Here is a 26,375-nt window from a genome sequence, read left to right on the forward strand (position 1 = left end):
CGACTCTATTGGGGATAAGGCAGCGAACTTGGCCCCGCCCTACCCCAGCATGGCCATTCCGCCGTTTACATGGAGGGTCTCGCCCGTCACGTAAGCGGCCTCGCGGCTGGCGAGAAAGGCGACCGCTGCGCCAATCTCTGCGCCTTCGCCCATCCGGCCCATCGGGATCCGGGCATTGATCGCAGCCTGCTGCTTTTCATCGAGCGCGGCGGTCATCGCGGTGCGGATGAAGCCGGGTGCTACGCAGTTGGCGGTAATCCCGCGGCTGGCGACTTCCTGCGCAAAGGCCTTGGTCATGCCGGTCAGTCCCGCCTTGGCAGCGCAATAGTTCATCTGGCCCGGATTGCCGGTCGCGCCGACGACGCTGGTGATGTTGATGATGCGCCCGAAACGCGCCTTCATCATCGGCTTGGCCGCTGCGCGCATCAGGCGGAAGCTGGCTTCAAGGTTGATGCGGATCACCTGATCCCACTCCTCGTCCTTCATCCGCATCCCCAGATTATCGCGGGTGATACCGGCATTGTTGACGAGGATGTCCATCGTGCCGAGCGTATCGAGCATCGCCGGGATCAGCTCCTCGACCTGGGTGGTGTTGCCCAGATCGCAGGTGATCTCGACATGCCCGTCATGATCGTGGTGGGGATAGGTCGCGTTCAGCTCATCGCGGAAGGCCCGCAGCTTGGCCGCGTTGGAGCCTGACAGGGCGAGACGCGCCCCCTGCGAGGCGAGCGCATGCGCAATGCTCGACCCGATCCCGCCACTTGCGCCGGTGACCAGCGCGTTCATGCCCTTGAGGGAAAACATGATCTGGCGTTCCTCTTACTGCTCGGCAAAGGCGCGACGGCTTGACCGCTGCATCGCCATTGCACCTAGAAAAGCGCCCACCTGCTCGCCCTTGGCCTCGTCGGTTCCAATCCCGAGTTCGAGCATGAAAGCGCCGAACAGGATCGCATTGCGCGGGCTGACCTCATCGGTCTGACCAGCAACGCCAAGTGCAACCTGTTCTTCGAGAGCCGTCCAGAGCGACGAACGATCGCCCTTGGCGAGCGCGGCGTCCACCTTTGCAACTTCATCGCGGGACAGCGGCCCATGGCGACGAATGGCCTGCTCCATCAGTCGGCCCAGTTCGAAGAAGATTGCAGGCTCGAAATCGGCTTCGCCCCATTGATGCGTCGCGGCACAGGTCAGAACCGCAGTGCCAGCCACCATGCCGAGCGCCTCCATAGCCGGGCTCTCAGCCTCAGACAGCATGTCGATCTGGGGCAGGAGCCCGTCGATCTGCCCGGTCTGTTCGTCAGTATAGCTGTTTGCCATGCAATCGAGCTGGGCCGGATCGGCCGCTTGCGCGCCCGAAGCCATCATCAGTGCCGCGCCCGCCAACCAGTATGCCCGCATCATCCAATCTCCTTCGCAAAGGCCTCGAGATCCTGCATGGTCACAAGGCTCGTCACCTGCGCATCGCGATCCGTCCGGCTGACCATCGGCCCGACCACCTTTCCGCCCAGTTCGACAAAGCTTTCCACGCCATCGGCCCGCATGGCAAGCACGCTTTCACGCCAACGCACGCGGCCGGTCACCTGTTCGACCAGAAGCGCGCGTTCTTCGTCGGGGTCGGTGACAGGGGCGGCGGTAACATTGGCGTAGATCGGCAGGGCCAGCGCGCCCGGCGGGGTTGCCGCAAGCGCGTGAGCCATCTTCTCCGCCGCCGGCGCCATCAGCGAGGAATGGAACGGGGCGGAGACATTGAGGACCATGCCCCGCTTGATCCCGAAGTCCTTCACCAGCTCCACCGCGCGCTGGATCGCGCCCGTGTGGCCAGAAAGCACGACCTGCGAGGGGTCGTTATCATTGGCGACTTCGCAGACTTCGCCTTGCGCAGCGGCTTCGGCCAGAGCCTTGGCCTGATCGATGTCCGCGCCCAGCAGCACCGCCATCGTACCCTCGCCAACCGGAACGGCTGCCTGCATCGCCCATCCGCGCAGCTTCAGCAGGCGCGCGGTGCTGGGCACCGTGAAGGCGCCGATCGCGGCCAGCGCGGTGTATTCCCCGAGCGAATGGCCCGCGACGCAGTTTGCCGTTTCGAGCAGCTTCACCCCGAAATCCCGCTCCAGCACACGCAGCGTGGCGATGGAATTGGCCATGATCGCGGGTTGGGCATTCTCGGTCAGAGTCAGGCGGTCCTCAGGCCCGTCTCGCATCAACGCAGTGAGGTTCTGGCGCAAGGCCTCGTCAACCTCGCCGAACACGTCGCGCGCTGCTTCGCTTGCGGCGGCGAGTTCGCTTCCCATGCCGACCTTCTGGCTGCCCTGCCCCGGAAAAAGAAATGCGCGCATCTGTGACCCTCGTTATCTCATCATTTTGGCGCGCGCCGTTACGTCCGCGCGGGCGGACTGGCAAGGCCGAAGGGCACAACCCTGTTGGCAGAGGTATGCCCGATCAGCGCCCGGCCGAGATAAGGGATGCCCGCCCGCGCGCACCAGTATTGCGCGATTTCCTCTTCGGTCTGGCCGAAATCGACATAGTTTTCCGGCACGTCGGTGACCGCCCCAAGCCTGAGGCCGGCAAGCCGCGGCAGCGTTCCGGCCAGGTGGAAGAACATCCGGTCGATGGCATAGAGGTGTTCGGACACTTCCTCTACCATCACCACATGGCCGGTAAGATCGGGCATCATCGGTGTGCCCGCCAGCATTGCCAGCGTGATGAGGTTGAAGGCAGCAGCGGGCGTGGTGCCATCAAGGCTCGGTTCGACCCCGCTGGTATCGCCTTCAAGCCAGCGCAGCACCCGCCGGATCGCCTCACGCCCGCCTTCAGAACGTGCGCTGACGGGCATATGGCCATGCACGCTTTGCCCGATGCCATGGCGATAGAGCGCCGCAAGCAGATAACCGGCATCGGAAAAGCCGACATAGGTCTTGGCCCGTGCGGCGGCGTTCATCCGCGCGACGGCGGCCTCGGCGATCCGGTTCGATCCGTAGCCACCCTTGGCGAACCACACGACATCGAAGGCCGGGTCATTGGCGCATTCGACAAACGCGGTCAGCCGCCGAAGATCATCGCCCGCAAAATGGCCCTGTCGCTCAAAGCATTGATCATGGAACATCACCCGATGCGACGGGAACTCGGCTGCAACCAGTTCCTCGAAGGCAGCCTGCTGCTCGCGCGTGATCGGGGTCGCAGGGGCGCAGATGGCGATATTCGTCATGCGTAACAGCCTATGGCGCTTGTCAGGCGCGCGCGCAAGCCAATAACCAAGCGAGGATATGGATAACGGGGTCATGTCCGGCTCGCTCGCAGGGCGACCGCTCTTCTTTTGCGGCATCGGCGGGTCCGGGATGCTGCCTCTGGCGCAGATTGCGCAAGGGCTCGGCTCGCCTGTCGCAGGCTCAGACCGGAGCCGTGACCAAGGCCGCACGCCTGAGAAATTCGCCTGGCTCGAGAGCCATGGCTTCACGCTGTTCCCGCAGGATGGCAGCGGCGTGACTTCGCCCGATCAGGTGCTGATTGCTTCGGCCGCGATTGAGGATACCGTTCCCGAAGTCGCCCGCGCTCGCGAATTGGGATGCGAACGTCTGAGCCGCGCCGAACTCCTCTCGACCCTGTTCAACGCCGCTGATTTCTCGATCGCGGTGGGCGGCACATCGGGCAAGTCGACAGTCACAGGCATGATCGCATGGATTCTCGCCGAAGCCGGTCACGAACCAACGGTGATGAACGGCGCGGTGATGAAGAACTTCGTCACGCCCGCCAACCCCTTTGCCTCCGCCCGGATCGGATCGCGCGACCTGTTCGTGAGCGAAGTCGACGAGAGCGACGGCTCCATCGCACTTTACCGGCCGACCGTCGGCGTGCTGCTGAATGTCAGCCTTGACCACAAGAGCATCGAGGAACTGCGCGTCCTGTTCGGCAATTTCGTCGCTACAGCAGGGACGGCGGTGATCAATCTCGACAGTCCAGAGGCCGGATATCTTGTCCCGCGGGCAGAGGCGAGCGTGACCTTCGGGGTCCGCAGCACCGCGGCTGACATCACGATTGATCCTGAATCCATCGACCAGAGCGAGCTCGGGATCCGGGCTGCGGTCATCGACAACCGGCGGCGCGAAGTATTCCCGCTGATCCTGCCGATGCCGGGACTGCACAACCTGTCGAATGCCCTCGCAGCCATTGCGGCAGCCAGCGCGGCGGGGATCGCGGTGGGCCATGCCGCCTATGCGCTGCGCAGCTTTGAAGGCTTGGCGCGACGTTTCGACGTGATCGGCACCAGCCCGTCGGGCATCTCTGTCATCGACGATTTCGGCCACAACCCCGAAAAATGCGCCGCCACGCTGCGTACCCTGAAGGCGACGCCCGGCCGCGTAATCGCCTTTTTCCAGCCCCATGGCTACGGCCCCTTGCGCCAGATGGGCGAGGAACTGGCCAAGACCTTTGCGCGCGAGCTTGACTCGGACGATATCGCGGTAATGTGCGACCCGGTCTATTTTGGCGGCACGGTCGACCGCAGCGTGGGTTCGGAACGGATCGTCGCGCAGATCAAGGTTTCGGGCGGGCAGGCCGAACACATTCCTGCCCGCGAAGCCTGCGCGGATCGCATCGCCGACCTTGCCCGCGCAGGCGACAGGATCGTGGTGATGGGCGCGCGAGACGACACCCTGACGGAGTTCGCCCGATCGATCCTCGCCCGCCTGCCCTGACCCTTTACGCCCGCGCCCTGCGCCATTCCCGGCGGATGCTGGGTGTGCTGACACTGGCCGTGCTGCTGGTGCTGACGGTTGACCGCCTTTACGGCCATTCGACCATCGCCTTTGCCACAGCGATCATCCTGCTGCTTGTCGCCAACGCCCCGATGCTGCGGTTCAACTGTCCGCGCTGCGGCAAGAACGCTTTCTTCCGGGGGGTCTTCGTGGTGCCTTGGCCGAACCGCATCTGCACGCGGTGCGCAGAGGATCTGGACAGCGTGCTTCCCAAAAACGCGGGTGGTTGAAGCGGACGCCTTTGGCTAGCCCTACTGTCATGAACCCGCGCGACTTTTCTCTCGACACGCTGCTGGCAAACTGCGCCCAGCGCCATGCCCATCGTCTTGCCACGGTTGACGGCACGCAGCGCCTGACGTGGTCAGAGCTTGATAACCGCGTCACCAGCCTTGCACGCTGGCTGCTGGCGAGAGGCATAGCGCCCGGAGACCGTATCGCGCTCCTGCTGACTGACGGCGCACCGTTCCTTACCACCCTGCTCGCCTGCGGGCGGATCGGTGCCATCGCAGTGCTGCTGAACTGGCGTCTCGCCCCGGCTGAAATCGCCTGGATTTGCGGCAATGCCGAGCCCGCTCTGACTTTCGTCAACCCCCGCTTTGCCAGCTTGCTGGCCGAAGCCGATGCGGGCGAGGTGCATGGGATCGACGAGGCCCACGCCGCCGACGGTTTCTTCGAAACCATTGTGACCACCCTTCATGGCCCCTTTGGCCACGCCTATGACCTCGGCCTCGGCCTTGCTCCTGAACGGCCGCTCTACATGATGTATACCAGCGGCACGACCGGCAGGCCCAAGGGTTGCCTGCAAGCGGGCAGCGCGGTTGCCGCCTCGGCGCTTGGCTTTGCTCAGCATCGGCGCTTCACCCCCGAGGAGGTGCTGCTCTCGGTCAACCCGCTGTTCCATGTGGTGGGGATGCAACAGGTCGCGGCGATGCTCGCCTGCGGGGGTACCAGCGTGTTTGCAGGGCGCGATGATGACAGCGCGGCGATCCTCGATCTGCTTCACCGCGAAGGCTGCACCACCACCAGCGCCTTCCCCACCATCAGCTTTCCGTGGCAGGGCATGAATCCCGTGCGCGATGGCCGGATGCCGCTTACCAATTACACTGGCGGCGCGGGCATGGGCCGCCCGCAGATCTACGAATTCATCGAGCAGGAGTGGGATGCGCGCGTGGTCGGCGGCTACGGCCAGACCGAAATCTGCGGCTTTGCCACCTTCATCGACTATGCCGATATGCTGGAAGCCCCGCGCTCGATCGGCTGGACATTGCCGCATGTGACCATGACCGTGCTCGATCCCGAAGGCCAGCACCTGCCACCGGGCGAGGAGGGCGAACTGTGCCTGCGCGGCCCTTCGGTGATGCTCGGCTACTGGCGCAACCCGGAGGCGTCCGAGGCGGCGCTGGGCCACGGCTGGCTGCGCACCGGCGATCTCGGCACCATGGACGCACGCGGGCGCGGCTATCTGCTGGGGCGCGCCAAGGAGCTGATCAAGACCGGGGGCGAGAATGTCTATCCCGCTGAAGTCGACGCGATCTTCGCCGCCATGCCCGAAGTCGCGGACGCCGGCTGTTGCGGGGTGCCGGACAGGCAATGGGGCGAGGCGGTCAAGGCCTTCGTGGTGCTGAAGCCCGGTCACACCCTCACCCGCGCCGAGATCACGGCGCGCTTCAAGGACCGGATCGCTGGGTACAAACGCCCGCGCTACATCGAATTCGTGGACAGCCTGCCGCGCGACCCGATCGGCAAGCTGCTGCGGCGCGAGCTTTCGGCACGGCCTGTGACGCCCGATCAGGCGGCCTGACTTCAGGCGCGCGAACGATCGTCACTCATTTCACAGCGTGCCTGCCACAGCTTGGCGGAGCCGCGCCGACCACGCGTCTTGCAATCCTTGCAAAGCGGCCGCGGAATTGCGATCTGTCTGGATCTTGGGCCTCATCTCCGGGGTGCAGCAAAGGGTGTTGATCCAGCGTGACAGGTTACGAGCTTTCGCAGCAACGCAGGCTCTCGCGCTGGAAGCGCAAGCTGCGGCAGTTCTTTGGGCCGTGGGGCGTGTTCATACAGGGTTTCATCGAACATCCTGTAATGGTCGGTTCGATCATCCCGTCATCGCGCTTCACGATCCGCAGGATGCTCGCGCCGGTGGATTGGGAGCACTGCCGCCTTTTCGTTGAATATGGCCCCGGCGTCGGTACTTTCTGTCGCCCGGTGCTCGACAAGCTGCGGCGTGACGGGACGCTGATCGTGATCGACACCAACCCGTTGTTCATCGACTATCTCAGGCGCACCATCGGGGACAGCCGCTTCATCGCAGTCCATGGCTCGGCAGAGGATGTCGAGGCAATCATCAGCGCCCATGGCTTCGAACACGCCGATTACGTGCTGTCGGGCCTGCCGTTCTCGACTCTGCCCGAAGGCGTCGGCCCGCGCATCGCAGCGGCCACGCACAGGGCAGTCCGCCCGGGCGGCGCGTTCCTGACCTACCAGTTCAGCAAGGTCGCGCGCGATCTGACGGCGCAATATTTCAGCCGGGTCGACGATGGCTTCGAATGGCTCAACATCCTGCCATGCCGCCTTGCATGGGGCTGGAAAAGCGAGGAACAGGCCTAGCTTTCAAGCGCCTTGCGGCCCGCTTCCTCCCGCGCAAAGGCCCGAATAAAGGCGGGGCGCGCGCTGAGACGGGCGCGGTAGGCCTTGAGGCTGTCCGGCACGCCCTCATCCAACCCGACGCTTTCCGCCAGGATCAGCGCATAACCGACGCAGATGTCGGCGACGGTGAAGCGGTCGGCACACAGGTATTCGCGAGATTGAAGGCGCTGCTCAATCTTCACCAACCGCTTGTGGAACCACTTGGCATAGGCCTGCCCTGCTTCCTGCAACCCCTTGTCCTTCTCGAACAGGCAGAAGCGCATATAGACCGTCTGGGGGAAGGTGATCGTCGCGTCGGCGTGGTAGGTGAAGTCGCAATACTCGCCGTAATCCCGCTCCCCGGGCGCTACCGCCAACGGGGTGAACCCCTCGCGCGTGGCGAGGTAATGCGCGATGGCGCAGCTCTCGGTCATCCGGGTGTCGCCATCCACCAGCAGCGGCACCGTGCCGAGCGGGTTCAGTTCCATGTAGTCCGGCGCAAGATAGCGGGGCGGAAACGGCAGGATCCTGAGGTCGATATCGACGCCCGCTTCCTCCGCCGCCCAGGTGGCGCGCAGGCCGCGCGAACGGGCGCAGGTGTAAAGGACAGGTTTGCTCATGGGCGCAGCCTTAATGCCCCTCGCCCGCGCCCACACCCAGCACTTTGTGCAGGACAAAGGCGATAATCGCGCCCAGCACAAGCCCGACAATCCCCGAAAGCGCCGCATAGGTCACCCAGCCCGCCACACCGCCCAGCGCACCGGTCGCCGCCATCACCGCGCCCTCGGCGCCGTGGATCAGGTCGTAAAGCGCGTGGAAGCCCACCTCGTGGGTGCCATGGACGATGATCCCGCCGCCGACCCACAGCATCGCAATCGTGCCGATGATCGACAACGCCACCAGCAGCTTTGGCACAAAGGCCAGCAGCAGGTGCCCGAAACGCTGCTTCCACGCCTCGCCCTGCTGGGTCAGATGGAGCCCGATATCGTCGATCTTCACGATCACCGCGACTGTGCCGTAGACCGCCACCGTCACCACGATTGCCACCAGCGCCAGCGCCAGCCCGCGCTCCCACCAGCTCGGCAGTTCGAGCGCGGCGAGCGTGATCGCCATGATCTCGGCCGAGAGGATGAAATCGGTGCGGATCGCCCCGCCCACGCGTTCGTTCTCGAAGGCGACCGGATCGGTAATCTCGTCCTCTAGCGTCGTGCCATGCTTGGCCGCGCCGAGCTTCTCCATCACCTTTTCCGCGCCTTCGTAGCACAGAAAGGCCCCGCCCAGCATCAGCAGCCAGATGATTGCGCCGGGCAGGAATTCGGACAACAGCAGCGCGCCAGGCAGCAGGAACAGGAGTTTGTTCCTGAGACTTCCCTTGGTGATCTTCCAGATGATCGGCAGCTCGCGCGCTGGCGAGAGCCCGGTGACATAGCTCGGCGTCACGGCCGCATCGTCGATCACCACGCCGGCAGTCTTCGTCCCCGCCTTGCCCGCGGCCACGGCCACATCGTCGATCGAGGCCGAAGCAGCCTTGGCGATCACGGCAATATCATCGAGCAATGCTACAAGACCTGACGGCACGGCAAACCCCCTTGCGAATCATGCAGGTCGGACAACCCGCTGATGCGCGCCTGCCCTTACGCTTGCGCACCGACAAGACTTGCAATTCACCCGCAAAGCTGTAAGGGGCCGCGCTTCGCATGGGAACCGCCCGGCGATGTATCGAAGAAAGCCGGAGGGGCCCCATCCATATGCGGACGGATCAGCCAGCGATCGGCAGGTAGTGAAAGGACGCAAGATGGCGCTCTACGAGCACGTCTTTCTTGCGCGTCAGGATCTGAGCCAGGCTCAGGTTGACGCGCTGGCGGCGCAAGCCACCGAAATTGTCGAAGCCGGCAACGGCAAGGTCACCAAGACCGAGACCTGGGGCCTCAAGTCCCTCGCCTACAAGATCGAGCGCAACCGCAAGGCACACTTCGTGCTGCTCAACATCGATGCCCCCGGCTCGGTGGTTGCCGAACTCGAGCGCCAGACCCGTATCAACGAAGACATCATCCGTTACATGACCATCCGCGTGGACGCCCACGAGGAAGGCCCCAGCGTGATGATGCGCAAGAACGAACGCGAGCGGAAGCGCCGCGAAACCCGTGAGGAGCGCGACTGATGGCCCGCCCGTTTTTCCGCCGCCGCAAGTCCTGCCCGTTCGCGGCCAAGGACGCCCCCAAGATCGATTACAAGGACGTGCGCCTGCTGCAGGGCTTCATGTCCGAGCGTGGCAAGATCGTGCCTTCGCGCATCACCGCCGTCTCGGCGAAGAAGCAGCGTGAACTGGCTCAGGCGATCAAGCGCGCGCGCCAGATCGGCCTGCTGCCCTTCATCGTGAAGTAAGAGGAGAAGGACACATGGATATCATTCTCCTTGAGCGCATCGAAAAGCTCGGCGCGATCGGCGACATTGTCACCGTGAAGGATGGCTATGCGCGCAACTTCCTGCTGCCGCAGAAGAAGGCTCTCCGCGCCAACGAAGCCAACAAGAAGGTCTTCGAAGCCAACCGTGAGCGTCTGGTGGCCGAGAACGCCGCCCGCCGCACTGATGCCGAAGCCATGGGCGAAAAGGTTGCAGGCGCAGAAGTGGTGCTGATCCGCGCCGCCTCGAACGCCGGCCAGCTCTACGGCTCGGTCAGCGTCCGCGACATCGTCGCCGGTCTCGCCGAACAGGGCCACAGCGTCGACAAGCGCATGGTCATCCTTGGCGCGCCGATCAAGAACATCGGGATGCACAACGTCACCGTTGCCCTGCACCCCGAAGTGCGCGTCACGGTGAAGGCCAACGTTGCCCGTTCTGACGACGAAGCCAAGCTGCAGAGCGAAGGCGTCGACGTGCTCGCGCAGATGTTCGAAGACGAACAGCGCGCGATCGAGGAACAGGCCGATGCCACCCGCATCGACACCAGCCTCGAACCCGGCGAGATCCCGGCCGAACTGCTCGAAGGCGGCGAGGACGCGTAAGCCTCCCGGCCTCCCGGCTGACACACAAGAAGGGCGCGAAGGTCATCTCGATCTTCGCGCCCTTCTTGTAAACAGCACCCGCAAACGCCAAGGTGCTGACACGCAACGATAACAACAAAGGAGCAGAGCAACTGCCATGATCGATATTCCCGGGATTCTCGCCCAGCTGCAGCAGCATTACGACGAGGCGGTGCGCACCTTGCGCGATGATGTGATCGCCTTTGGCAAGGATGGCACGATTCCCCCCGCTCGCAAGCGCGAAGACGGCTCCTACGCCTATCCCCTGATCACCCTGCGCTATGCCGGGGTCGGCGCGCCGCGTGATCGCAGCCGCGCCTTTGGACGGCTGGAGATGCCCGGTACCTATACCACCACGGTCACCCGCCCCGATCTTTTCGCGCATTACCTGACTGAGCAGCTCCAGCTGATCGCCGCTGAATATGAAATCGACGTCAGCGTCAGCCGGTCGCGGCAGGAGATCCCCTTCCCCTATGTGCTCGATGGCGAGGCGGGCGCAGCGATGGTCGGCATTTCCCCGCAGGACATCGCGGCGCACTTCCCCTCAACCGATCTGGCCCTGATCGGCGATGAACTGGCCGACGGAATCGAAATCGACGGCACCAGCGACATTCCCCTCTCGCTGTTCGACGGGCTTCGCACCGATTATTCACTGGCGCGGCTGAAGCACTACACCGGCAGCGAAGTCAGCGATTTTCAGGACTTCATTCTGTTCACCAACTATCACCGCTATGTCGATGAATTCGTGAACTGGGGCGCCGCACAGATCGGCCAGAATGGCTATGTCGCGCTGACCGGCGCGGCCGGGCTCGACATCCGTGAGCCGACCGTCCACGCGCAGGATCAGCTGAACGACACGGCATGGCGCCGCCACCAGATGCCCGCCTATCACCTGATCCGCGAGGACGGGCGCGGGATTACCCTCGTCAACATCGGCGTCGGCCCGTCCAACGCGAAGACGATCTGCGATCACCTGGCGGTGCTGCGCCCCCACGCCTGGCTGATGATCGGCCACTGCGGCGGCCTTCGTTCCACCCAAAAGATCGGTGACTTCGTACTCGCCCACGCATACCTGCGCGATGATCACGTGCTCGATCCCGTCCTGCCCCCCGAAGTGCCGATCCCGCCGATTGCCGAAGTGCAGCAGGCGATGGCACTGGCAGCAGAGGAAGTCAGCGGCGTGCAGGGCGCGAACCTGAAACAGCGGATGCGCACCGGCACGGTCGTGACCACCGATGATCGCAACTGGGAGCTGCGCTATTCTTCGTCAGCCAAGCGTTTCTCCCAGAGCCGCGCCATCGCCATCGACATGGAAAGCGCGACCATCGCCACGCAGGGCTACCGCTTCCGCGTCCCCTACGGCACGCTGCTGTGCGTCTCGGACAAGCCGCTGCACGGCGAGATCAAGCTGCCCGGGCAGGCCAACAAGTTCTACGAGGAGGCCATCGCCGCGCACCTGCAAATGGGCATCGTCGCCTGCGCCAAGCTGCGCGACGAGGGCGACCGACTGCACTCGCGCAAACTGCGCGCCTTTAACGAGCCGCCGTTCAGATGAGCCTCTCGCGCTCCATCGCGGGCCGGGTCGCCATCGTGACCGGCGCGGCCAGCGGCATGGGCCGGGCAACCGCGCGGCTGTTTGCCGCCGAGGGCGCGCGGGTGGCGGTGGTCGACCTTGAGGCCAAAGCAGCGCAAGCGGTTGCGACCGAATGCGGGGAAGGCGCGCGAGCCTATGCGCTCGATGTGGCGGACGGGGCGGCTATCACCAGCACCGTGGAGCAGATCGGCGCGGATTTTGGAGCGGTGGACATTCTGGTGAACAATGCCGGGGTCTCCAGCTTCTGCGCACTGGATGACCCGGCCTATGAGGACATCTGGCACCGCGCCATCGCCGTGATGCTGACCGCACATCAACGCATGGTGCGCGCCGCCTTGCCGTGGTTGCGGCAGAGCGATGCGCCGCGGATCGTCAACATCGCCTCGACCGAAGGATTGGGCGCGACCCCGGGGGATACGCCATATGTGGCAGCCAAGACCGGCGTTGTGGGCCTGACGCGCGGGCTGGCGGTCGATCTCGGTCCGGAAGGGATCACGGTCAACTGCATCTGCCCCGGCCCCATCCGCACCGCAATGACCGATGCCGTGGCCGAGGAGCACAAGGCAATCTTCGCCAAGCGGCGCACCGCTCTGAGACGCTATGGCGAGCCGGAGGAAGTCGCCCACATCACCCTGTCGCTGGTGCTCCCTGCGGCAAGCTACATCACCGGGGTCGCGATCCCGGTGGATGGCGGGCTGATGGCGCGCAATGCGTGATGCGCGCCAGCCCCCTTCAGCGCCAGCCAGACCCGGGTCAGACCCTGGTCAGACCCACCTCAGACCTCGCTCAGACCCCTCCCAGAGCAGCGTTTTTCAAGCGTTTTCACGTGAAACATCGCCCGGACGAGGGGTAAGCAGCGGCTAGCCTTTGCCCTTGGTCTTGGTCGCGCCGCCCTTCGCATTCGCCACGATGAACTCGATGATCTGGCCGGCAATATCCTTGCCCGTCGCGCTTTCGATGCCTTCGAGGCCGGGGGAGGAATTGACCTCCATGATGACGGGGCCATGATTGCTGCGCAGCATGTCCACCCCGCACACGTTCAGCCCCATGCGCTTGGCCGCCCGCACGGCGGTAGAGCGTTCTTCCGGTGTGATTTTAATGACTTGCGCGCTGCCACCGCGATGGAGGTTCGATCGGAATTCGTCCGGCGCACCGGTGCGTTGCATCGCGGCGACGACCTTGCCGCCCACCACCAGCGCGCGAATATCGGTGCCGCCGGCTTCCTTGATGAATTCCTGCACCAGAATGTTGACGTTCGCGCCGCGAAACGCCTCGATCACCGACTTGGCGCTGCTCATGGTTTCGGCCAGCACCACGCCGATGCCCTGCGTGCCCTCGATCAGCTTGATCACCACCGGCGGGCCTTTGACAGCGCGGATAATCTCCTCGGCTTGCTTGGGATCATTGGCATAGGCGGTCAGCGGCAGACCGAGGCCGTGCTTGGCGAGAATCTGGAGCGAGCGCAGCTTGTCGCGGCTGCGGCCGATGGCGACGCTTTCGTTCAATGACCAAATCCCGCGCATCTCGAACTGGCGCAGGATCGCGAGACCGTAGTTCGTGATCGAAGCCCCGATACGCGGGATCACCGCATCGTAATTGGCAATTGGTGCGCCGTTGTAGAAGACCTGCGGGCGATGGCTGGCGATATGCACCGTGCAGCGCAACGTGTTGAGAATATCAAGCTCATGGCCACGCGCCTCAGCCGCCTCCTTCAGGCGCTGGTGCGAATAAAGGTTGGCGTTGCGCGCCAGCATCGCGATTTTCATGGGGTACCTTTCGAAGCCGGTCTTCTACCGGCGGCCCGGCCCCATATCCGCATTCACCGGCGATTGCAGCCACGAATAACCGCTATCAACGACGAAACGCCTCCTGAGCGCCGTGCGCCCGATCAGCATCGGGAATTGCATCTGGGACCGGTCCGCCAGGCTTATTTCTGCCCGGAACGTCATATTACCGATCGACAGCGGCGTCTTTATGACAAAGCGTTCCTGCCTCTCGCCATTGGAACTGGTGATGCCACGCAAATCGACATGCACCGCTTCGCAGGTGTGCCGCATCCCCCCCCAGTCGACCGCAAAACGGACATAGCGTCTTCCATCGCGCCGAAAATCATCAAGCACATGGGCATGGAGCGAAGATGTGCGCGCGCCGGTGTCGATCTTGGCGGGGATGCCGACAAGGCCGAGTTCGGGCAGGCCGACAAGCTCGCGCCAACCGACGACAGTCAGGGGCTTTGCGTCCGTCAAGGCAGGATCGCCATCCCGTCTCCGCCCGCGCCGCCGGGGAGACGACGCAGTACCTTGCCGGTGGCGTAATCGACTTCGGCGACAGTGTCCGATCCGGTTTCGGCGACATAGATACGGCTGCCGTCAGCCGACCACAGGATGGTGACCTGAAAACGCGTCTCAGCCTCGGCGGGGCTTGAGACGACAATGGTGCGGATCACCTTGGCGGTGGCCGTGTCGATGACGCTCAGGGTGCCGTCCTGCAGGTCTGACGTGATCGCAACATCGCCTTGCGGGCGGATTGCGATGCGCAGGGGAAAGCGCCCGGTCGCCACGGTCTCGCGCACCTCCATCTTATGCGGATCGAGCGCGAAGGCCTGGTTGGAGCCCCGCGCCGAGACCCACAGGGTTTCGCCATCGGGTGACAGGGAAATGCCCTCCGGCTCCTCCCCCACCGTGACCGAAAGCGGCGCGCGGCGGGTGACGAGATCGATCCGCGTCACCGTGCGCGACCCGAGATCAGTGGTCCACGCCACGCTTTCATCAGGTGCGACCACGATCATGTGGCTGCCTTGCTGGGCGGTGGCGAACTCGGTCAGGGCGGGCTTTTCAGACAGGGGATGTTCGATCCTGAAGATCGACTGCCGCGCCTCGGTGGTGACATAGATCGTTCCGCCGGGATGCCAGACAATGCCATGCGGACGGGCGTTGCGGCCCACGGTGATGCTGACGACCTTTTCGAGAGAATCGGTGCGGAAGATATCGACACTCCAGCCGCCATAGCAGGCGAGCGCGACATGACGGCCATCAGGCGAGGTGGCAAGCTCGTGCGGATTGGCGCAGCTTGGCACCCTGAGCACTTGCCTGCCGGTCGCCAGATCGACCTTGGCCAGACTGTTGCCGCGCTTGGCCGCGACAAACAGCGTCGGTGGCATAGTAGCTGCCCCCGCCCTGTCCGGCGCTTCAACCGGCGTGCAGGCGGCGAGCACCAGCAGCGCAGCCCCCACGATCCATCCGCGCCCGCGTCGCATCACCAGCCGGCCTTCTCGCCCTTGTTCTGCTGATCGAGCCACTTCTTGAGCGGAGCAAAGTATTCAGCCATCGCCTTGCCGCTCATCTGTCGCTCGCCGGTGAAGGCTTCCAGAGCATCGGGCCAGGGCTTGGAGGCGCCCATTTCCAGCATCGCGTTGAGCTTCGCGCCGACCTCCTTGTTGCCGTAGAACGAGCAGCGGTGGAGCGGCCCCTTCCACCCGGCGGTGTCGCAGGCGGCCTTGTAGAACTGGAACTGGAGCAGCCGCGCGAGGAAATAGCGGGTGTAGCTGACGTTGCCGGGAATGTGATATTTCGCCCCCGCATCAAAGCCCTCAGGATCACGCGGCACTGGCGGCACCACGCCCTGATAGTCGCGGCGCGGATCGTTCCATCCGGTGTTCATCGCAGCTTCCGGGATCGACCCATCGTAGAGCCCCCAGCGATAGCGATCGAGCAGCAATCCAAAAGGCAGGAACGCGACCTTGTCCATCGCCTGCCGCAACAACAGGCCAATGTCCTTGTCCGCGCTCGGCACGTCCTTGGGATCGAGCATGTCGATCTGGACCAGATATTCCGGCGTGATCGACAGCGCGATCATGTCGCCGATCGCCTCGTGGAACCCGTCATTGGCGCCAGTCAGGTGCAGGAAATCCTGCCCGTTATAGGCGCGCTGATAATAGTTGTGGCCCAGCTCGTGGTGGATGGTGATGAAGTCGTCCGCGTTGGGCTTGATGCACATCTTGATGCGTAGATCATCGACATTGTCGACGTTCCAGGCCGAGGCATGGCACACCACTTCGCGGTCGGCGGGCTTGGTGAACTGGCTGCGTTCCCAGAAGGTGGCAGGCAGTGGTGCAAAACCCAGCGACGAGAAAAACTGCTCACCCACCTTGACCATGCCGACCGCATCAAGGTTCTTCTTCGCGATAAGGTCGGTCAGATCATACCCAATATCGCCTGCGCCTGCAGGCGCGACCAGCGGGTAGATGTTGCCCCATTCCTGCGCCCACATATTGCCCAGCAGGTCGGCACGGATCGGGCCGGTGCGCGGCTGGACGGCGTCGCCATACTTCTCGTTGAGCTTGCGCCGGACATAGGTGTGCAGCGCGATATAGAGCGGCTTGACCTCCTGCCACATCCGCTCCGTCTCGGCGGCGAACTGTTCGGGCGGCATATCGTACCCCGAACGCCACATGGCGCCGAAATCGGCAAAGCCCAATTCCTTGGCGCCTTCATTGGCGAGCGCAGTCATGCGAGCATAATCCGAACGCATCGGCGCGCCGACATTGTCATGCCAGCTTGCCCACATTTCCTTCAATTCTTCAGGCGTGCGGTCGAGATTGCCCATCTCGGCCTCGATATCGCTGCCGTTGATAGGCTGGCCGTTGAGCGTCCCCTTGCCCCGGCCATAGGCCGAGCCGAGACGGGTGGCGATGTCATTGAGTTCCTCGGCCGCGCCGGGGCGGTTCGGAGCGGGCAGTGAAATGCCGTTGCGCAGCATGTCGAGCTTGCGGGTAGTCTCGGCATCCAGTCCGGCAATGCGGGCATAGCGCGCCGCTTCGTTGGCATAGGCGACCTGCTTCAGCGTCAACTCGGCTCCATACTTGGCCGCGAGTGTGTCGCTGTCGTGGTTGATATAGGTCGCATTGATCCAGGAAATGTGGGCATAGGCCTTAGAGAAATCTGCAAAATCGGCCTCGACCATGGCGATCCACGCCTTCGCCCCTTCAGGCGTTTCGGGATATTCGGCGACGGTTTGCGCAGGTGCATCCTGCGCCGCAAGAGGCGCGGCAACGGCAATAGCTAGCGCGGCTGCGGCACTCCGCAGAAGGGGGACGGCAAGATTCATGATGGCAGGTTCCCGTCAGTCATGTGACAATGCTGGAGGGTTTGAACCCCTCGGCAGCGGGAATCAAGCCGCCAGAAAGCCTGTGATTGCCTCGCCGAGTTCAGGCTTGGTCACACTGCTCATATGCGTTCCGGGAACGGCGATATAGCGCGCATCGGGCAGCAGCGCGGCAAGTTCCTCGGCCGAGCCATTGTCCTGATCCGCGTCACCGCAGATCACGGCAGTTGGCATCGTGATGGAGGCGAGGCGCGCGACGTCGAAATCATCCATCGCATCAAGCAGCAGGCGCGCCGCACTACGGTCGACACCCTGCGACCTGAGAAAGGTGCGCGCGGCGAAGGCAGGGTCGCCGGGACGAATCGTGTCGAATTCGTCGATCACCCGCTTGAAGAAACCCGCACGTCGCTGCCATTCGGAAAGGCCTGCCAACCCCATCCCGCACACACACAAACGGCGCGGTTCGAGAATTCCGTAGGCCACCGCGTGGATTGCTGTGCGTGCGCCGAGCGAGAAGCCGACCAAGTCGAAACTTCCCGGTGCCAATTCCATTTGCTCCGCCAGCGCGGCCACATCGCGCACAAGCACGCCGACCGGATAGGCCGCTGGATCGCGCGGCGCCGCGCTCTCGCCGTGAACACGGAAATCGAACATGATTGCGCGGCAGCCCGCCGCCGCTAGCCGAGCGCCGTGGCCCCACTTGATCCAGTTCATCTGGGCCGAGGAAAACAGCCCATGGAGCAGGATCACGGGGCGGCCCGCGCCTTCAGTATGCACGGCAAGTTCGGTGCCGTCGAAGCTGGCGAAGCGGAAGGTCTCGGTCACCGGAAGAAACATTGGGTTCCGGCGTAGAGCATCTCCACCTTGTCGCCCGCAATGAACCCGCCGATGCGCTCTCCAAGGGCGAATTCCTCACCCAGCGTGCTACCCTCGACCAGCGCAAAGCCGGGTGCAGCCTCGGCATCGGCACGGGGGCTGCCGACCTGCACCTTGCCTGCCAGCCGGACAGTGCCGCTGGCAGGCGTATCGCCGTCCTGTGTCAAATGCCAGTTCCAGCCCACCAGCCGCCCCTGCTGGAAGTGAGCGGTGAGGCCACCGGGGAAGTCCGTGAAGGTGATCGCACCGGCCCCGCATTCAGGATTCTCGCCCGTACGCAGCACTGGCCCCAGCGTCCGGACAAGCGAAGCCTCGACCTCCTTCTGGCCGGCCGCGAAATAGAACGCTTCAGGGCCCGCAGACAGGCCTTCGGCACGCAGCTCAACGACGTCAACCGCAAGCGCCCGGTCGGCAGTTTCACCTTGCTGACGTTCCGCCGGGCTCGGCACATCGCCGTTGTCACAGCCCGCCAGCGCGAGCGCGCCTGCCAACATCAAGAGACCCACTCCGCGCGTCATTCCTGCATCCCTTTCCACCACCCGGCCCTGCGTACCAGCGGGGCGACCAGAATTGCTCCCAAGGCCGCTAGCGCCATATCCTTCTGCGCGTCAAACATGTCGCCCTGTTCGCCATTATAGGCTCGGGCTGCCTCAGGGGCGAGCGCGAGGGTGAGGCTCCATTCGAAGATTTCGTAGAGCCCGCCCACCGCAAGCACGAATAGCACACCGAAAACGAGCGCCATTCGTCGCGAAAGGCCCCAGTATCGCACACCTGCCTCCACCATGGGCGGCATGGCGAGCAGGCCGAAGGCGAAATGTACCACCCGATCGAACATGTTGCGCTGAAACCCGAAAGCTTCGTTGATCCCCCCGCTTAACCACGCATCATAGGGCACGAAACTGTAAGACCAGCGCGCGGCAAAGAGATGCAGAAGGACAAACGCGGCCATGCATCCGGCGGATAGATTGCTGATCGGCCAGCGCCGCAATGCCCGCCAGCCCACCGGCAGCAGCAGCACCACCGGCCCGACCTGAAGCCACGTATTGGCCGGATAAAGCGCGCCCCAAGCGCTCAGCGGCACGCCCAGTGCCACTGCCGCGAGCATCCATGTCTGCGCCAGCGGTAACCGCGCCACGCGCGCAGTCAGCCCTTCTTCAGGTGCCGCCGCCCGAGCAGTTCGGCGATCTGCACCGCGTTGAGGGCGGCCCCTTTGCGCAGATTGTCCGAGACGCACCACAGCGTCAGGCCGTTCTCCACCGTCGGGTCTTCGCGCACCCGGCTGACAAAGGTCGCGGCATCGCCGACGCATTCGATCGGGGTGATGTAGCCCCCGTCCTCGCGCTTATCGACCAGCATCACGCCGGGGGCTTCGCGCAGGATGTCCATCGCCTGTTCGGCAGAGATTTCGTTCTCGAACTCGATATTGACGGCCTCCGAATGGCCGACAAACACTGGCACGCGCACGCAGGTCGCGGTCAGCTTGATCTTCGGATCGAGGATCTTCTTGGTCTCGACCACCATCTTCCATTCTTCCTTGGTCGAACCATCGTCGAGGAAGCTGTCGATATGGGGGATGACGTTGAAGGCGATCTGCTTGGTGAACTTCTGCGGTTCGACCGGATCGCCGACGAAGATCGCGCGGGACTGGGCGAACAGCTCGTCCATCCCGGCCTTCCCAGCGCCCGACGTCGACTGATAGGTGCTCACCACCACGCGCTTGATGGTTGCTGCATCGTGCAGCGGCTTCAGCGCCACCACCAGCTGTGCGGTCGAGCAGTTGGGGTTGGCGATAATGTTGCGGGCGGTGTAGCCGTCAATCGCGTCGGGGTTCACCTCGGGCACGATCAGCGGAACATCGGGATCCATGCGGTAGAGCGACGAGTTGTCAATCACGATGCAACCGGCAGCCGCTGCCTTGGGGGCATACTCCTTGGCCGGACCGGAGCCCGCCGCGAACAGGGCAATGTCCCAGCCGGCAAAATCGAAATGCTCGATGTTCTTGCACTTGAGCATCTTGCCGGTGTCGCCGAATTCGACTTCACTCCCCGTCGAGCGCGGCGAGGCAACCGCGGCGACTTCGTCGCACGGAAACTCACGCTCGGCGAGGACCTGCATCATTTCGCGTCCGACATTGCCGGTCGCGCCGACCACTGCCACCCGGTAACCCACTTGGCATTCTCCTGATATTTTGCAGGTGCGAAATAGCGGCACTTGGCCCAAGCGCAACTGCTAACAGCGCGGTGCAGACCTATTCCGCCCCCATGAATTACTGCGGCGGGGTCACCCCGTGGCGTTCAAGGAAGCGGAAGATCGAATTCCACACATGCGGGCCGATCTTGGGGCCGGAGACGCGGTGGGTGTAGCCGGGGTAGAGCATCATCTCGAACGGCGTGTTGCTTTCCTGCAGCACAGAAATGAGTTCCGAGGCGTTCTCGAACACCACGTTATCGTCTGCCATGCCGTGGATCAGCAACAGCGGATCGGCGATTTTCGTCGCGTCGGGAATGGCGCTGGCTGTCTCGTAGGCCTCCGGCACCTCGCGGGGATCTCCCATATAGCGTTCGGTATAGTGGGTGTCGTAAAGCTCCCAGCGGGTCACCGGTGCGCCGGAAATGCCCGCCGCATAGAGACCGGGGTCTGCCTCCAGCATCTTCAGCGTCATGTAGCCGCCATAGGACCAACCATAGGTCGCGATCTTGTCGGGATCGACGAAGTCGAGCGCCTTCAGGAACTGCGCCCCTGCCTTCTGGTCGCGCACTTCGGCCCCGCCCATCGCGCGGTAGAGCGGCTGTTCGAAATCCACGCCCCGGTTGGCCGAGCCGCGATTGTCGAGTTCGAAGAAGATATAGCCCTTGTCGACAATCGCCTGCGCCAGCGCCCCGCCCCAGCCCTTGGTCACGGTCTGCGGCCCCGGCCCGCCATAGTGCTGGAAGAATACAGGGTAACGCTTACCAGGTTCTATCTCGGGCTTCATCATCATCCAGTGGAGCGGTGTGCCGTCCTCGGCGGCAATAGTGCCGAATTCGGGCATCACGTGGCTGGCCAGGAAGGGGGCGTAGGGGTGGTCGCCCTCGATGCGGTTCTCCTCAATCCACGCCACTCGCGCGCCATCCGGCGTCGCCAGATAGGATTGCGGCGGCTGGTTCGGGCCGGAGCGCGAAACGTAGAGCAGCCGCCCCGCCCCATCCATGCTCGCGGAATTGGTGAAGGCGGGATCGGTAAGCAACTCGGGCTCCCCGGTGCCATCCAGCCGCGCGCGATATATCTGCTGGGTCAGCACATCTGCCGTCGCCTGATAGGTAAAGGTGCCCGCTGCCTCGTCGACGCCGACCAGCGAAGTCGTGGGCGAGGTACCGTTGGTGAGCTGCTGCCATGCCCCGCCATCGTAGCGGTAGAAATGGCCGTAACCATCTCGCTCCGACCACCACAGCAGGCTGCCGTCCTTGAGGAAGCGGTAATTGTCCGAGAGGTTGACCCAGTAATCGGGCCGCGCTGCGTTCTCGGTGAACCAGACGGTGCTCGCACCCGTGACAGGATCGACCCGAAGCATGTCGATTTTCGTCTGCGCGCGATCCTGGCGCTGGACGTAGATCGCGCTCGCATCCGGCGCCCAGTCGACGCGGGCGACATAGATGTCGATGTTGAGCCCGAGATCGACCTTGACGCTGTTTCCGCCGTCCGGGTCCATCATGTAGAGTTCGACCACGGCATTGTCGGTGCCCGCGGCCGGATAGCGCTGGTCAAACACCTTGGTGCCCTTGGCCCCGATTGCCGCACGGGTGACGATGCCGACCGGGCTTTCATCGGTGCGCTGGACGACGATGCGGCTGTCATCGGGCGACCACCAGTAGCCCTGAAGGCGCGCCATTTCCTCCTGCGCGACGAATTCTGCCTCGCCCCAGCGGATCGTCTCGGCCTCGTCGGCGGGGGTAATCGGCGCAGCCTCGCCGCCCACCGGCCCGGTCCACAGCCGCCGGTCGCGCACGAAGGAGACATAGCCGCCCTTGCTCGACAGCTTGGGGTTGAGTTCTGTTTCTTCGGTGTCGGTCAGACGCGTGACGGTGCCATCGAGCTTTGCCAGAAACAGATCGCCGTCGAGCGGCACCAGCACTCCGCTACCGTCGCTCGACCATTGATAGGTAATGATGCCCTTGAGCCCGGCGACGCGGGCGCGCTCGCGCTGCATCTTTTCGTCCTCGGAAAGCTCCTTGCCGCTGCCGAGCTTGGCCGAATCGACCAGCATCCGCCATTCGCGGGTTTCGATGTCATAGCCCCACAGGTCATAGCGCTCGCGTTCGTCAGCGCGGTTCCTGAGCAGGGTGAGATAGCGGCCATCAGGCGACAGCTTCACCTGTCGCGGCGCAGGGCCATCAAGGCCGGGGGAGGCAAAGACGCGTTCGAAGGACAGAGTGGGCGCTTCGGCCTCAGACATGGCTGGCGTCTCCGCAAGGACGGGCGTTGTCAGACAGGTGGAGAGGGAAAGGGCAACCGCAGCAAGAACCGAACGCATTCAAAGCTCACCTCGTCGTGGCAGACCGCACAAGCTGCGGCGCGCCACGTTCCTCGCAACCGCGCAGCCCAAAGGCAAGAGGTACAAACGAAAAGGGCGGCACCTTGCGGCACCGCCCTTCGTGTTTCGGTGGCTGAGACGCCTTACGCCTTGGGCGCGGTCGCCTTGCGCTCGACGATACGTGCGCTCTTGCCGGTGCGGCCGCGCAGGTAATAGAGCTTGGCGCGGCGCACCACGCCGCGGCGGACCACGGTGATGCTCTCGACGATCGGCGAGTAGAGCGGGAAAACGCGCTCGACGCCTTCGCCAAAGCTCATCTTGCGCACAGTGAAGTTCGAACCCATGCCGCGGTTCGAACGGGCGATCACGACGCCTTCATAGTTCTGAATACGCTCGCGGTTGCCTTCCTTCACCTTCACGCCGACGCGGACGGTGTCGCCTGCGCGGAATTCGGGGATGTCCTTGCCGGACTTGGCGATTTCTTCGGCTTCAATCTGCTGGATCAGGTTCACTGGTCCGGTTCCTTCGTTTTTGCCGCGCGCCAGAGGCAGACTGGACCCGAGCACCCTCATGGCGCTCCCACAAGTCCGGCCTGCGTGACCGTGTGTCGTCCTCGCTCCTTGCCTTGCGCCAAGCAGCGATCTTCGCATGATCCCCCGATCGCAGCACTTCGGGGATCGTGCGCCCTTCCCATTCCTGAGGTCGGGTATAGTGCGGGTATTCGAGAAGGCCGTTTTCGTACGACTCTTCCGCCCCGCTCAAGGTGGCGCCCATTACGCCGGGAATTAGGCGAATGCAAGCGTCAAGGATGGTGAGCGCCGCCATCTCGCCGCCCGATAACACGATGTCGGCGAGGCTGACCTGCTCGATTGCGGGCCGGGCTTCGAACAGGCGTTCATCGAACCCCTCGAACCGCCCGCACAGGATGATGACGCCGGGGCCTGCCGCAAGCTCCCGGATGCGGGCTTGCGTGATGGGTTTGCCGCGCGGGGTCATGGCGAGGACGGGGCGCGTTACACCTTCCCCGTTCGTGTCGAGCGAAGTCGAGACACCTTTCTGTGTGTCACTGTCTCTCGACTGCGCTCGAGACGAACGGAGTTTTTCCGGCTCCTGCACGCTATCCAAAGCCCGCGCCAGCACATCGCACTTGAGCACCATCCCCGCCCCGCCGCCTGCGGGGGTATCGTCGACGGTGCGGTGCTTGTCGGTGGCAAAGTCGCGGATCTGCACCGTCTCGCAGGCCCACTTGGCCTCCGCCAGCGCGCGCCCCGCGATGGAATGCCCGAGCGGCCCGGGGAACATCTCCGGGTAGAGCGTGAGGATGGTGGCGGTGAAGGTCATTCGAAATTCTTGTCTTTCGTCTTCGATCCGATTTTGGAAGTCCGAGACAACAACCACGCAATTGCAAAGGCAACAGGAACGAGGAAAAACAGCAGCGTAGCTACTTCCAAGGTCGGCACTTCAACAGGCCTACTGCAACCATCAAGACAAGAAAATTCGTTGGCGGGCGCATCTCGAGCTGAAGTTCGAGCAAATGCCATCAAATGATGGATGGTCAATTCAGCCAATTAACCCCCTCCTTCGCCCGCGTATCAACTGTCAGCTCGAAAATATCCGGCCGCGCATAATGCCCATCGGTATCGAGGTTCGCCAGCCCCTCGGCGACCTCAGCCAAATCTAGTTCGGCGAAGAGCGTCTCCTCCCCCTCGCCCGCTTGCGCGATCACGCGGGTGTCGGGCGCGGCGATCAGGGAGCCGCCGCGGTTGAGCACCTCGCCGGGGATGGCTTCGAGCAGTTCGCGGGCATCATCAGGCCCGCCCACCCGCTCCAGCCCCACAAGCAGATCGTCCTTCGTCTGCACCAGCCCCGCCGCCAGCACGAAGCAGCGCCCCTCCATCGCATAATGCCGCGAGGCAATCGCATGGCTCTCCCGCACCGTCGGCCACGCCGCGATATGCACATCCTCGCCGAGATTGTGCATCGCCGCGCGCGCCAAGGGCATCCAGTGCTCCCAGCAGATCAGCGTGCCGAGGCGGCCCCACTCGGCCTGATGCACCCCCAGCGTTGAACCATCACCGCGCGCCCAGATCAGGCGCTCCCCGTGGGTGGGCACCAGCTTGCGATGGTCGAGCACCGGCAGGCCCGGGCGGAAGGTCAGCTGGTTGTTGACGAGGCTGCGCCGCACCCGCTCATGCGCGCCGATGGAGATGATCGCTCCGCTCGCGTCAGCCAGTTCCTGCAAGGGCAAAAGGCGCTCGTCATTGGCGACCACCGCCTGTTCCAGCATGATCGCATGCAGCGCCCGCGTGCCGGGATGATCCCACAGCGCCGCGCCGGGGGCTTCATCAAGCCACAGCGGATAGCCGCCCAGAAAGGTCTCGCCGAAGGCCACCACCTTCGCGCCATTATCAATGGCTTCGCGGGCGAGCCCAAGGGCCTTGTCGATCCCCGCCTGAAAATCGAGCGGGATCGGCGCGGCTTGGACAACAGCAACGTAAAGACTGGTCATGCCCTTGCGCTTAGTCGCGCAAATCAGCCCCCGCAACCGCCGCAGCCACCGCCACCATCGCCGCCGCCGTCGCTGCTGCCATCGGCTCCGCCACCGTCGCCGTTCTGCTGGCGCATGGTGTGAACTGCCTCCCATGGTGTACCGACCAGCACTCCGGTGCCGAACAGGGCAACGGCCATCGCAGCCTCCTCAGCCTGCGGCGCGCGGGCGATGCGATTGTTTCGTGCACGCAGTTCGCGCAAGGTCGCAACTCCAGCTGCCGTGCGAGGATCGCTGCGGACGAGACGGAATAAAGCCAATCCTGCCGTCAGCACGAGCAGGGCGACAAGATAGCCCGTCGGCTCGCCCAGAACGCTCCCGGCGCGTTGGCGGTAGAGGCCGATCATCAACAAGACGGCAAAGGGCGTGATCGACAGCCAGCGCAGGCGCGCATGTTCCTCGGGCCGGAGCAGCAGGCCAGCACGCTGCAGCCGCGCGGCAACACTATCGGCGTGGGGAGCCAGCAGCTTGGCGGCATCACCCGGTGAAATCGGCGTTCTGGTACCGAGCAGCGCCTTGCCCGCAGGGCTCGTCGACAAGGAGGTATCGGCCACGGTGAGTTTGCCCTTGTCCGCTGCCACCAACCCTCCGCGCACATAAAGATCGGCCAGCAGCGAATCAGCGAATCGGGACCGTCCGCCTGACAGCAGGGCCATGGCTTCTAGATCTTTTGGGGCACCGCGCCGACCTGGTTGGCGCAGGTTTGCAGGGATCCACCATGCTGCGGCCGTCGCAAGGCCCAGCATTATCACATAAAACAGCACGAAGTCGCTGCCCGTCCAGGACGAGAACAGCTGCATCACATTATCCTTCCCGCGAGCCAGCCTCCCACAACAAGAAGCAGACCCAACGCCAGCGCGACCCGGCGAGGAAGAATGATAACATCGAAAAAGTTAACGCGAACCGCCTTCGGATCGATGGTGAAGCGCCTATAGGCGGCCGGCCAGATATCGGCAGGAGGGGATTCTCCGAAGATCGTTTCATAGGAGGCAAGAGTGGCGGCATACTGGCGATAGTACCGCTGATGCTCGGCCACGCCGCCCTGTGTCGGACCGTGATGGAGGTTCGTGCCTAGGACCTGAGGGCAGAACACTTCCCAATAATCACGGCTATAGGTGAGGTGGAGATGCCAGGCCTGATCGACCGCATCAGAAGGTGTCACCGGATGCCCGGCGGTGACGGCGAGATAACAGAGACGGCGGTATTCCCCGATTACCCTTTCGGCATAGGCCGCTTCCCAACGGTTCTCGCGGGCTAGACGGGCAGCGAAAGTCAGTGATGCGTCAGCAGGGCCGATTTCGTGATCGGCGATGCGTTGCCAGAGGACGGTACCAGGCGGGCTCACGCC

Annotated in this window: 30 protein-coding genes; 9 read left to right on the forward strand and 21 right to left on the reverse strand. The window is 63.9% G+C overall.

Annotated features, from left to right (window positions below):
• Positions 1-39: 39 nt before the first annotated feature.
• The 4 genes from fabG to CHX26_RS11965 are packed head-to-tail and all read right to left on the reverse strand — an operon-like array spanning position 40 to position 3,202.
• Positions 40-804: a 3-oxoacyl-[acyl-carrier-protein] reductase gene (gene fabG / locus CHX26_RS11950; RefSeq protein ID WP_104942557.1), complete on the reverse strand. Its 765-nt coding sequence runs from the start codon at positions 802-804 to the stop codon at positions 40-42.
• A gap of 15 nt (positions 805-819) precedes the next feature.
• Positions 820-1,398, reverse strand: coding sequence for a hypothetical protein (locus tag CHX26_RS11955; protein WP_104942558.1), 579 nt, complete (start codon positions 1,396-1,398; stop codon positions 820-822).
• Positions 1,395-2,333 carry an ACP S-malonyltransferase gene (locus tag CHX26_RS11960; RefSeq protein ID WP_104942559.1) on the reverse strand — a complete coding sequence of 313 codons (939 nt, stop codon included), beginning with the start codon at positions 2,331-2,333 and terminating at the stop codon, positions 1,395-1,397. Before CHX26_RS11960 ends, CHX26_RS11955 begins: the two co-directional genes overlap by 4 nt.
• A 38-nt stretch (positions 2,334-2,371) precedes the next feature.
• A complete protein-coding gene (locus tag CHX26_RS11965; protein WP_104942560.1) occupies positions 2,372-3,202 on the reverse strand; it encodes an LD-carboxypeptidase in 831 nt (276 codons plus the stop codon).
• 73 nt (positions 3,203-3,275) lie between these two features.
• On the opposite strand from CHX26_RS11965, the gene CHX26_RS11970 reads away from it, so the two are divergent.
• The 4 genes from CHX26_RS11970 (at position 3,276) to CHX26_RS11985 (ending at position 7,355) form a co-directional block, all read left to right on the forward strand.
• Positions 3,276-4,688, forward strand: a complete 1,413-nt coding sequence (locus CHX26_RS11970; RefSeq protein WP_233997140.1) for a glutamate ligase domain-containing protein — start codon at positions 3,276-3,278, stop codon at positions 4,686-4,688.
• Positions 4,689-4,723: 35 nt separating this feature from the next.
• Positions 4,724-4,978 (forward strand): hypothetical protein, encoded by a 255-nt coding sequence (locus CHX26_RS11975; protein WP_104942562.1) that lies wholly within the window; start codon positions 4,724-4,726, stop codon positions 4,976-4,978.
• 29 nt (positions 4,979-5,007) lie between these two features.
• Positions 5,008-6,549, forward strand: coding sequence for a class I adenylate-forming enzyme family protein (locus tag CHX26_RS11980; protein WP_104942563.1), 1,542 nt, complete (start codon positions 5,008-5,010; stop codon positions 6,547-6,549).
• 167 nt (positions 6,550-6,716) lie between these two features.
• Entirely contained in the window at positions 6,717-7,355 is a 639-nt protein-coding gene (locus tag CHX26_RS11985) for a class I SAM-dependent methyltransferase (protein WP_104942564.1), read from the forward strand.
• Here CHX26_RS11985 and CHX26_RS11990 read toward each other — a convergent pair.
• The gene (locus CHX26_RS11990; protein WP_104942565.1) at positions 7,352-7,993 is read right to left on the reverse strand and encodes a glutathione S-transferase family protein; all 642 of its coding nucleotides are present in this window, start codon (positions 7,991-7,993) and stop codon (positions 7,352-7,354) included. The genes CHX26_RS11985 and CHX26_RS11990 overlap by 4 nt on opposite strands.
• Before the next feature lie 10 nt (positions 7,994-8,003).
• A complete protein-coding gene (locus tag CHX26_RS11995) occupies positions 8,004-8,951 on the reverse strand; it encodes a DUF808 domain-containing protein (protein ID WP_104942566.1) in 948 nt (315 codons plus the stop codon).
• Positions 8,952-9,168: 217 nt separating this feature from the next.
• Here CHX26_RS11995 and rpsF point away from each other — a divergent pair, with 217 nt between their 5' ends.
• From rpsF to CHX26_RS12020, 5 genes are all read left to right on the forward strand, one after another.
• Positions 9,169-9,534 (forward strand): 30S ribosomal protein S6, encoded by a 366-nt coding sequence (gene rpsF / locus CHX26_RS12000; protein ID WP_104943415.1) that lies wholly within the window; start codon positions 9,169-9,171, stop codon positions 9,532-9,534.
• Positions 9,534-9,758 carry a 30S ribosomal protein S18 gene (rpsR, locus tag CHX26_RS12005; RefSeq protein ID WP_017665523.1) on the forward strand — a complete coding sequence of 75 codons (225 nt, stop codon included), beginning with the start codon at positions 9,534-9,536 and terminating at the stop codon, positions 9,756-9,758. Before rpsF ends, rpsR begins: the two co-directional genes overlap by 1 nt.
• 14 nt (positions 9,759-9,772) lie before the next feature.
• Positions 9,773-10,378, forward strand: a complete 606-nt coding sequence (rplI, locus tag CHX26_RS12010) for a 50S ribosomal protein L9 (protein ID WP_104942567.1) — start codon at positions 9,773-9,775, stop codon at positions 10,376-10,378.
• A 136-nt stretch (positions 10,379-10,514) separates the two neighbouring features.
• The gene (locus CHX26_RS12015; protein WP_104942568.1) at positions 10,515-11,951 is read left to right on the forward strand and encodes an AMP nucleosidase; all 1,437 of its coding nucleotides are present in this window, start codon (positions 10,515-10,517) and stop codon (positions 11,949-11,951) included.
• Positions 11,948-12,706 (forward strand): SDR family NAD(P)-dependent oxidoreductase, encoded by a 759-nt coding sequence (locus tag CHX26_RS12020; protein WP_104942569.1) that lies wholly within the window; start codon positions 11,948-11,950, stop codon positions 12,704-12,706. Before CHX26_RS12015 ends, CHX26_RS12020 begins: the two co-directional genes overlap by 4 nt.
• Before the next feature lie 144 nt (positions 12,707-12,850).
• Here the strand turns inward: CHX26_RS12020 and rimK are convergent, their stop codons facing one another.
• The 15 genes from rimK to CHX26_RS12090 form a co-directional block, all read right to left on the reverse strand.
• Positions 12,851-13,756 (reverse strand): 30S ribosomal protein S6--L-glutamate ligase, encoded by a 906-nt coding sequence (gene rimK, locus CHX26_RS12025; RefSeq protein ID WP_104942570.1) that lies wholly within the window; start codon positions 13,754-13,756, stop codon positions 12,851-12,853.
• Between the two features lie 24 nt (positions 13,757-13,780).
• Entirely contained in the window at positions 13,781-14,236 is a 456-nt protein-coding gene (locus CHX26_RS12030; RefSeq protein ID WP_104942571.1) for an ATP-dependent zinc protease family protein, read from the reverse strand.
• Positions 14,233-15,246, reverse strand: coding sequence for a YncE family protein (locus CHX26_RS12035; RefSeq protein WP_104942572.1), 1,014 nt, complete (start codon positions 15,244-15,246; stop codon positions 14,233-14,235). The genes CHX26_RS12030 and CHX26_RS12035 overlap by 4 nt, the downstream gene beginning before the upstream one ends.
• Complete coding sequence (locus tag CHX26_RS12040; RefSeq protein WP_104942573.1) at positions 15,246-17,096, reverse strand: M2 family metallopeptidase; 1,851 nt, start codon at positions 17,094-17,096, stop codon at positions 15,246-15,248. Before CHX26_RS12040 ends, CHX26_RS12035 begins: the two co-directional genes overlap by 1 nt.
• A gap of 63 nt (positions 17,097-17,159) precedes the next feature.
• A complete protein-coding gene (locus tag CHX26_RS12045; RefSeq protein WP_233997141.1) occupies positions 17,160-17,918 on the reverse strand; it encodes an alpha/beta fold hydrolase in 759 nt (252 codons plus the stop codon).
• Positions 17,915-18,487, reverse strand: a complete 573-nt coding sequence (locus CHX26_RS12050; RefSeq protein ID WP_233997142.1) for an aspartate-semialdehyde dehydrogenase — start codon at positions 18,485-18,487, stop codon at positions 17,915-17,917. Before CHX26_RS12050 ends, CHX26_RS12045 begins: the two co-directional genes overlap by 4 nt.
• On the reverse strand, positions 18,484-19,104 hold the full coding sequence (locus CHX26_RS12055; protein WP_146107732.1) for a DUF2238 domain-containing protein: 621 nt from the start codon (positions 19,102-19,104) through the stop codon (positions 18,484-18,486). The genes CHX26_RS12050 and CHX26_RS12055 overlap by 4 nt, the downstream gene beginning before the upstream one ends.
• A gap of 8 nt (positions 19,105-19,112) precedes the next feature.
• Positions 19,113-20,138, reverse strand: a complete 1,026-nt coding sequence (locus CHX26_RS12060; protein ID WP_104942576.1) for an aspartate-semialdehyde dehydrogenase — start codon at positions 20,136-20,138, stop codon at positions 19,113-19,115.
• 97 nt (positions 20,139-20,235) lie between these two features.
• On the reverse strand, positions 20,236-22,479 hold the full coding sequence (locus CHX26_RS12065; RefSeq protein ID WP_104942577.1) for a S9 family peptidase: 2,244 nt from the start codon (positions 22,477-22,479) through the stop codon (positions 20,236-20,238).
• A gap of 143 nt (positions 22,480-22,622) precedes the next feature.
• Entirely contained in the window at positions 22,623-22,991 is a 369-nt protein-coding gene (gene rplS / locus CHX26_RS12070) for a 50S ribosomal protein L19 (RefSeq protein ID WP_104942578.1), read from the reverse strand.
• Complete coding sequence (gene trmD / locus CHX26_RS12075) at positions 22,969-23,820, reverse strand: tRNA (guanosine(37)-N1)-methyltransferase TrmD (protein WP_104942579.1); 852 nt, start codon at positions 23,818-23,820, stop codon at positions 22,969-22,971. Before trmD ends, rplS begins: the two co-directional genes overlap by 23 nt.
• A complete protein-coding gene (locus CHX26_RS15750; protein ID WP_146107733.1) occupies positions 23,817-24,047 on the reverse strand; it encodes a hypothetical protein in 231 nt (76 codons plus the stop codon). Before CHX26_RS15750 ends, trmD begins: the two co-directional genes overlap by 4 nt.
• Entirely contained in the window at positions 24,035-24,988 is a 954-nt protein-coding gene (locus tag CHX26_RS12080; RefSeq protein WP_104942580.1) for a carbon-nitrogen hydrolase family protein, read from the reverse strand. The genes CHX26_RS15750 and CHX26_RS12080 overlap by 13 nt, the downstream gene beginning before the upstream one ends.
• 23 nt (positions 24,989-25,011) lie before the next feature.
• Positions 25,012-25,827, reverse strand: a complete 816-nt coding sequence (locus CHX26_RS12085) for a TIGR04222 domain-containing membrane protein (protein WP_104942581.1) — start codon at positions 25,825-25,827, stop codon at positions 25,012-25,014.
• Positions 25,827-26,372: a glycine-rich domain-containing protein gene (locus tag CHX26_RS12090; protein ID WP_104942582.1), complete on the reverse strand. Its 546-nt coding sequence runs from the start codon at positions 26,370-26,372 to the stop codon at positions 25,827-25,829. The genes CHX26_RS12085 and CHX26_RS12090 overlap by 1 nt, the downstream gene beginning before the upstream one ends.
• Positions 26,373-26,375 lie beyond the last annotated feature (3 nt).

Origin of the sequence: Porphyrobacter sp. HT-58-2 (genome assembly GCF_002952215.1) — a bacterium.
Lineage (GTDB): Bacteria > Pseudomonadota > Alphaproteobacteria > Sphingomonadales > Sphingomonadaceae > Erythrobacter.

Excerpts from the sequence above, each read along its gene's own strand:
- fabG (WP_104942557.1), bottom strand. The coding sequence starts at position 804 with ATGTTTTCCCTCAAGGGCATGAACGCGCTGGTCACCGGCGCAAGTGGC.
- CHX26_RS11955 (WP_104942558.1), bottom strand. The coding sequence starts at position 1,398 with ATGATGCGGGCATACTGGTTGGCGGGCGCGGCACTGATGATGGCTTCG.
- CHX26_RS11960 (WP_104942559.1), bottom strand. The coding sequence starts at position 2,333 with ATGCGCGCATTTCTTTTTCCGGGGCAGGGCAGCCAGAAGGTCGGCATG.
- CHX26_RS11965 (WP_104942560.1), bottom strand. The coding sequence starts at position 3,202 with ATGACGAATATCGCCATCTGCGCCCCTGCGACCCCGATCACGCGCGAG.
- CHX26_RS11970 (WP_233997140.1), top strand. The coding sequence starts at position 3,276 with ATGTCCGGCTCGCTCGCAGGGCGACCGCTCTTCTTTTGCGGCATCGGC.
- CHX26_RS11975 (WP_104942562.1), top strand. The coding sequence starts at position 4,724 with ATGCTGGGTGTGCTGACACTGGCCGTGCTGCTGGTGCTGACGGTTGAC.
- CHX26_RS11980 (WP_104942563.1), top strand. The coding sequence starts at position 5,008 with ATGAACCCGCGCGACTTTTCTCTCGACACGCTGCTGGCAAACTGCGCC.
- CHX26_RS11990 (WP_104942565.1), bottom strand. The coding sequence starts at position 7,993 with ATGAGCAAACCTGTCCTTTACACCTGCGCCCGTTCGCGCGGCCTGCGC.
- rpsF (WP_104943415.1), top strand. The coding sequence starts at position 9,169 with ATGGCGCTCTACGAGCACGTCTTTCTTGCGCGTCAGGATCTGAGCCAG.
- rpsR (WP_017665523.1), top strand. The coding sequence starts at position 9,534 with ATGGCCCGCCCGTTTTTCCGCCGCCGCAAGTCCTGCCCGTTCGCGGCC.
- rplI (WP_104942567.1), top strand. The coding sequence starts at position 9,773 with ATGGATATCATTCTCCTTGAGCGCATCGAAAAGCTCGGCGCGATCGGC.
- CHX26_RS12015 (WP_104942568.1), top strand. The coding sequence starts at position 10,515 with ATGATCGATATTCCCGGGATTCTCGCCCAGCTGCAGCAGCATTACGAC.
- CHX26_RS12020 (WP_104942569.1), top strand. The coding sequence starts at position 11,948 with ATGAGCCTCTCGCGCTCCATCGCGGGCCGGGTCGCCATCGTGACCGGC.
- rimK (WP_104942570.1), bottom strand. The coding sequence starts at position 13,756 with ATGAAAATCGCGATGCTGGCGCGCAACGCCAACCTTTATTCGCACCAG.
- CHX26_RS12035 (WP_104942572.1), bottom strand. The coding sequence starts at position 15,246 with ATGCGACGCGGGCGCGGATGGATCGTGGGGGCTGCGCTGCTGGTGCTC.
- CHX26_RS12040 (WP_104942573.1), bottom strand. The coding sequence starts at position 17,096 with ATGAATCTTGCCGTCCCCCTTCTGCGGAGTGCCGCAGCCGCGCTAGCT.
- CHX26_RS12050 (WP_233997142.1), bottom strand. The coding sequence starts at position 18,487 with ATGACGCGCGGAGTGGGTCTCTTGATGTTGGCAGGCGCGCTCGCGCTG.
- CHX26_RS12065 (WP_104942577.1), bottom strand. The coding sequence starts at position 22,479 with ATGCGTTCGGTTCTTGCTGCGGTTGCCCTTTCCCTCTCCACCTGTCTG.
- trmD (WP_104942579.1), bottom strand. The coding sequence starts at position 23,820 with ATGACCTTCACCGCCACCATCCTCACGCTCTACCCGGAGATGTTCCCC.
- CHX26_RS12080 (WP_104942580.1), bottom strand. The coding sequence starts at position 24,988 with ATGACCAGTCTTTACGTTGCTGTTGTCCAAGCCGCGCCGATCCCGCTC.
- CHX26_RS12085 (WP_104942581.1), bottom strand. The coding sequence starts at position 25,827 with ATGCAGCTGTTCTCGTCCTGGACGGGCAGCGACTTCGTGCTGTTTTAT.